This window comes from Desulfurobacterium sp. (assembly GCF_027028515.1).
In the GTDB taxonomy this organism is placed as follows: domain Bacteria; phylum Aquificota; class Aquificia; order Desulfurobacteriales; family Desulfurobacteriaceae; genus Desulfurobacterium_A.
Map to the genome: position 1 here is coordinate 1 of NZ_JALVIW010000034.1, position 5,090 is coordinate 5,090.

General features: G+C 36.6%; 7 protein-coding genes. 4 read left to right on the plus strand and 3 right to left on the minus strand.

Features of this window, described 5'->3' with window-relative positions:
• The 3 genes from MV676_RS02905 to MV676_RS02915 all read right to left on the minus strand — a co-directional run.
• Nucleotides 1-329: hypothetical protein (locus MV676_RS02905; protein WP_297445107.1), on the minus strand; the 329-nt coding region annotated here is incomplete at its 3' end.
• 13 nt (nt 330-342) lie between these two features.
• The gene (gene gspG / locus MV676_RS02910) at nt 343-756 is read right to left on the minus strand and encodes a type II secretion system major pseudopilin GspG (protein WP_297445109.1); all 414 of its coding nucleotides are present in this window, start codon (nt 754-756) and stop codon (nt 343-345) included.
• A gap of 4 nt (nt 757-760) precedes the next feature.
• Nucleotides 761-1,996: a type II secretion system F family protein gene (locus MV676_RS02915; protein ID WP_297445110.1), complete on the minus strand. Its 1,236-nt coding sequence runs from the start codon at nt 1,994-1,996 to the stop codon at nt 761-763.
• 201 nt (nt 1,997-2,197) lie between these two features.
• On the opposite strand from MV676_RS02915, the gene MV676_RS02920 reads away from it, so the two are divergent.
• The 4 genes from MV676_RS02920 to MV676_RS02935 all read left to right on the plus strand — a co-directional run.
• Nucleotides 2,198-2,722, plus strand: a complete 525-nt coding sequence (locus MV676_RS02920) for a hypothetical protein (protein WP_343214953.1) — start codon at nt 2,198-2,200, stop codon at nt 2,720-2,722.
• A 122-nt stretch (nt 2,723-2,844) separates the two neighbouring features.
• Entirely contained in the window at nt 2,845-4,320 is a 1,476-nt protein-coding gene (locus MV676_RS02925; protein ID WP_297445114.1) for a hypothetical protein, read from the plus strand.
• A gap of 74 nt (nt 4,321-4,394) precedes the next feature.
• Complete coding sequence (locus tag MV676_RS02930) at nt 4,395-4,802, plus strand: hypothetical protein (protein ID WP_297445116.1); 408 nt, start codon at nt 4,395-4,397, stop codon at nt 4,800-4,802.
• The coding region (locus MV676_RS02935) for a hypothetical protein (protein ID WP_297445118.1) at nt 4,799-5,090 on the plus strand (292 nt) is incomplete at its 3' end. The genes MV676_RS02930 and MV676_RS02935, both read left to right, overlap by 4 nt.

The window sequence follows — 5,090 nt, forward strand, 5'->3', positions numbered from 1 at the left end:
TCTCCAGAAGATATTCCACACTGCCCTAAGAAATATCTTAAAGCTTTTTCGTCTAGATTATTGGGATTTATTCCGGATCCGACATCTTCTAATTTAATTTCCCAACTCTTTCCGTTAAGTTCAACCTTTACTTTGTTTTCTGCTTTTATGATTTTATCCTTTATTCCTTTTTCTATTATGTAGAGTATACTCTTACAGTTTTGGTGTTCTAATATTCTGTCTGTTAAGTTATAAACATTAATTATAGAAAGTCTGGAATTGAAATTAGCGAGAAAACTTAACGTAAAAATTACACCTGTAAGCCATATAACAAAAAGCAGTGTGTACATTCATCTCTCCATTTTACTCCCAACTGGTGATATCAGCGTTTTCTCCTGTTCCTCCCGGCTTTCCATCAGCTCCAAGAGAATATAAATCATATTCTCCATGTTCACCTGGACATTTATATATGTAATCTCTGCCCCAAGGATCTTTGGGAATCTTATTCTTTTTGAGGTAGGGACCGTCCCATCCTTTCACTCCTGGATTCTTGATAAGGGCTTCTAAACCTTCCTCAGTAGTGGGGTATCTGCCTGTGTCGAGTTTAAATTGATCTAAAGCAGATGATAGCATCTCAATTTGCATTTTTGCTATTTTCTGTTTGGATTTGCCCAACTTGTTAAGCACCTTTGGGGCTACAAGAGCAGCAAGCAGCCCCAGAATGACTAAGACAACCATAAGTTCGATAAGCGTAAATCCCCTGTTTCTTCTTTCCATGGCTCTACCTCACAATTTCATTTACACTAAAAATAGCTCCTATCATAGAAACTACAATAGATCCAACTATAAGACCCATAACCAATATAGTAACAGGTTCGATGAAAGAGACAATTCTGGTAAGAGTTTCTTCTGTTTCTCTTTCTAATGCTTCGGAGGCTTTAACAAGCATTTCTCCGAGGTTACCAGATTCTTCTCCCACACTACACATCCCGATAACAAATGGATGCCATAGTTCTTCTGAACCACTGAGAATCTCAGATAGTTTGGCTCCTTCTCTCAGTTTCTTTGTGAGTTGGTCAATTTCTGAATAAAAGAATGGGTTAGTAAACATCTCTTTTATTATACTTGTTGCTCTCAATATAGGAACACCATTAAGAAGTAGCATTCCCAAATTGCTGGTGAATTTTATATTTTCCATTTTGAGGATAATATCGCTTAAGATTGGCGTTTTCAAAAGCATCTTATAAAGTGTCATTTTTCCTTTTGGTTTTTTTAATTCCCATTTTATAAGGGCTACTATAGAAATTACAATAATCAAAATAAATATCCAATATTTTTCAAAAAACATTCCCAAGCTTGAGAGTAATCTCATTAAAATAGGAGGCTTTATATCCATGGATTCAAATATTGCCATAAATCTCGGAACTACAAAGACAATAAGAATGATAATAGAGGCTAGTCCTGTTAAGATGAGGAACGAAGGGTATATAAGGGATGACACTACTTTTTCTTTAAAATCTTCTATCCTTTTCATGTGTTCGTAAATCCTTTCTAATACCAAAGGAAGGACCCCCCCTGCCTCTCCGGCTTTTATCATGTTGACATAAAATTTGGAAAATACGTTTCCGTATTTGCTTAAAGCATCGCTAAGAGATGCTCCAGCCCTTATTTCCGTAAGCAAATCTTCTATAATGACTTTCATAGCTTCATTTGAAGTAACTTCTTTGCAGATGCTAAGCGCTTTGTCCATAGGAATACCAGAATTTAAAAGTATTGAGAGGGATTGAAAAAAGGAGATTACATCTTTTCTTGCCAATTTTCTTTTTATAAGTCTTCTTGAAATTTTTCTTAGGAAATTACTGCTAAAAGAGATTTTTTCTTTCTTTTCGTTTATTTCTAAAGGAATAAGTCCCCTGGAATATATGTAATCCAGAACCTCCTTTTTATTTTCAGCTGCCTTTTCTGCCTTTATTACTTCTCCACTTGGAGTTACCGCTTTATACTTGAACACTTTCATATTAAATCAGTACTTCTTATAATATAGAAAAAGCAAGTCCTGAAAAATCTTTTCATCAGCATATAACCAAACAATCTTTGTCCAATAAAAAATGTTTTTCCAGAAAGGTTTTATCTAAATCAGACTTGTCTTTTATTTTCAATGGGTTTCGTGTAGCATGAAAACATGCGGGATAAAGGTTTTACATTACTGGAAATAATTGTGGCTTTGCTTATAGCACTTTTCATAGTGGGGATAGGAGCGACGGCTTTAAAAGTTTATTACAGCTCTTATATTTTGCAGGAAGAAAAATTTGCAGAAGCAAAAAGAAAATCTTTTTTTCTTTTTCTCTTTTTCAAACAGCTTCAAAATATACCCCAGAATGTATTTGGTTATCCGCCGATCTTTGAAGGTGATGAGAAGAAATTGAAGTTTGTAAGTAATGTTCCTCTTCTCGGTAGGTATTTTCCAGGGATATTTGGGATTGAGTTGCGCATAAAGGAGGGAAAGCTTTTAGAGGCGAATATTCCTCTTGTGGATGTCGAAGATTATAGAAACTTCTTAAACGAAGACTTAAAAAAAGAGTGGTTTCTGGTTTTCTTTTTTTCAGGAGAAGAATGCCACTTTGAATATTCAGATGGCAAAATCTGGAAACGTAGCTGGAAAAAAGGCATCCCAAAGTTCATAGCCCTAAAAAGCTCTAAAGAAAGTTATATTTTTCCTGTAATGTTCTTTTCATCTGGTTAAATTTAACCACCGGTGGTTAAATTTAACCAGAATTTTTTGGGGCGCTTGCCTTGAAAATGTTTGTGTTATGGGCAGTTTAGGTTTTGGCATTCCTTTTGCTCAATTAATTTCAGGAGGCATAAATGAAATTGACTTGGTGTGGGAGATTTGATATTAAAATGAGCATAAGGGAAGGTAAAATCCTTCCCTGTGTATATCAAAAAACTTTTAAAGGAGGTTTGGTCATGTTGAAGAGGTGTTTGGTTGTTCTATTGTTGTTAATGTTTTTAGGTGTTCCGGCTATGGCGGATCAGATTGATGGTCTTGCTTCTGTTAACCAGCCATCTCCACCATCGGGTCTTAGTAATGGGACTAGTCCTGGTTTGTTTGTAAATCCTGGTGGAATGGGTGATGTGTTGATTTTCCCATACTATAATGTCCGTAATGCTGTGGACTTTTTCAAAATCGTAAACACGTCTGGCAAAGGGATAGTGGGCAAATTGCGTTTAAGAGAAGGAAAAGAAAGTAAAGAAGTACTCGATTTCCTTGTTTGCCTCAGTCCTCATGATGAATTTACTTTCTGGGTGGCAAATCCTGCTATGTTAGGTATTTCTGGTGATACAGCAGTTGTTCTTCGCGCGAATGCTATTCTTCCTGCAGATGATGATACTATTGTGGTACCTGGTGGTTGGAACGTCGCTCATACTCGTACTGTTGCGGGAGTCACTGCTGATCGTACACTTGAGGGATACATTGAGTTTTTTGCTATAGGTAGCGTTACTGGAACCTATTTTAAGTCTAATGTTGAAGGTGCTGATGATCCTGTTCAGGCTTGTATGGATTTGCTGGGCTATGATGGTCTTGAAGATGCACCTAACAGTTTGATTGGAGAGGGTTATATTTACAATTTTACCAATCTGTTGGATCAAGACGGGATTTCCACTTATGCTTATAAGGCCGTAGCTCTTGCTAATTTTGCCACTGATGCAAGTATGGCGGCAAATGCAGGATTAGGAGAGGATTATCCTTTGTTTGGTTCTACCTCTGCTCTGGCTGGACTAGATGCGGTTAACTATGTTCTTACAAAAACTCATATTTATGTGCTTTATGATCTTCAAAATTGGCTCATGGGTCAGACTGATGTGATTTTGAATTTCGTAACTAAGAAAGAAAGCGTTGAGGCGGGTAAAGATTTATATGTCAATAAAGGAAATTGTGGACCGGGGAACTACACAGATTGTTGTGTGCCTTTGAAGGTACAAATTTATGATGATGAAGAGAATACTCCTAAGGAAGAGGTTGATTTCTCTCCTAGAGAGGAAGGTGGTGGTGCTTTGCTTTGTAACGAAGTTTCTTATATCCCTGTGGGAGCAACAGCTTCTCCCATATTAGAAACCAAGCTCAAAGAGGTTAACGTAGACACAACTTATGAACTTGGCTGGTTGGATTTCTACTTCAGCAATAGTACGGCTGATTGTATGTTTGCTACCACAGTAAATTCTACTGATGCATGTGGTGAGCCTGTGATTGGTCTTCAGTTGATGGACTACTTTGGTGGTATAATCGATCACATGCTTCCTGTTAATTATGGTGTTAAAATTGTCCTACCTTTAGACTAAGAGGTAGAAAAAGGAGAGGGACTTCTCCCTCTCCTTCTGTTTTTTTATAGGAGGGTGAGATTAGAAAGTTTATTGTGTTGGTGGTTATTTTTTCTTTTGTAATAGCTTGTTCTTACAGCAAGACTAATGAAAAAGAAAGATTGCTTGAGGTGGTAAACGAGTATTGGAATGCTGTTGTTAAAGCTGATTGGGATACAGCCTATGAATATGAATATCCTTTATTAAAAAAATTAGTATCACGAGAAACGTATGTTTTTAGAAGGGGCAACCCTATGGCACATATAGTTGGATATGAGATTGGTGATGTATTTTTTAAAAAACCTGACGAGGCCATTGTAAATTTAAAGTTGCGTGTGAAACTTGTTGTTCCTGGCAACTCAAAACCTGCGGAAATAATATTGTCAGTTAAGGACAGATGGTATAAAATAAAAAATAAATGGTATCATGTTCCTAGAAAGGTCCCAAAAGGGGGGAGAGGATGAGGAAGGTGTTTGTTTTAACAATATTTATTTTAATGTTAGCAGGTGTTGCTTATTCTGAAGTGGATCTCGGGTGGGTAAATCTATCTGCTATTCAAGTTAAAACTTCTGATAGTGTAATTATCCCTGTGTTTATCAAGTTTAATTCTCAAGTCAATTCTTTATATATATGGAGAGAAGTTCAAGGGGAGAAATTCTATTGTAAGCCAACGGATTTTTCCACCTTGACAGGGGTTCTTATTTTTAGATGTGCTTGGCAGAAAGAGGTCTTCAATATATATTCATCCTCTA

Bases quoted from the DNA above. Each gene is read 5' to 3' on its own strand.
- MV676_RS02925 (WP_297445114.1), top strand. From the start codon at position 2,845: ATGAAATTGACTTGGTGTGGGAGATTTGATATTAAAATGAGCATAAGG.
- gspG (WP_297445109.1), bottom strand. From the start codon at position 756: ATGGAAAGAAGAAACAGGGGATTTACGCTTATCGAACTTATGGTTGTC.
- MV676_RS02915 (WP_297445110.1), bottom strand. From the start codon at position 1,996: ATGAAAGTGTTCAAGTATAAAGCGGTAACTCCAAGTGGAGAAGTAATA.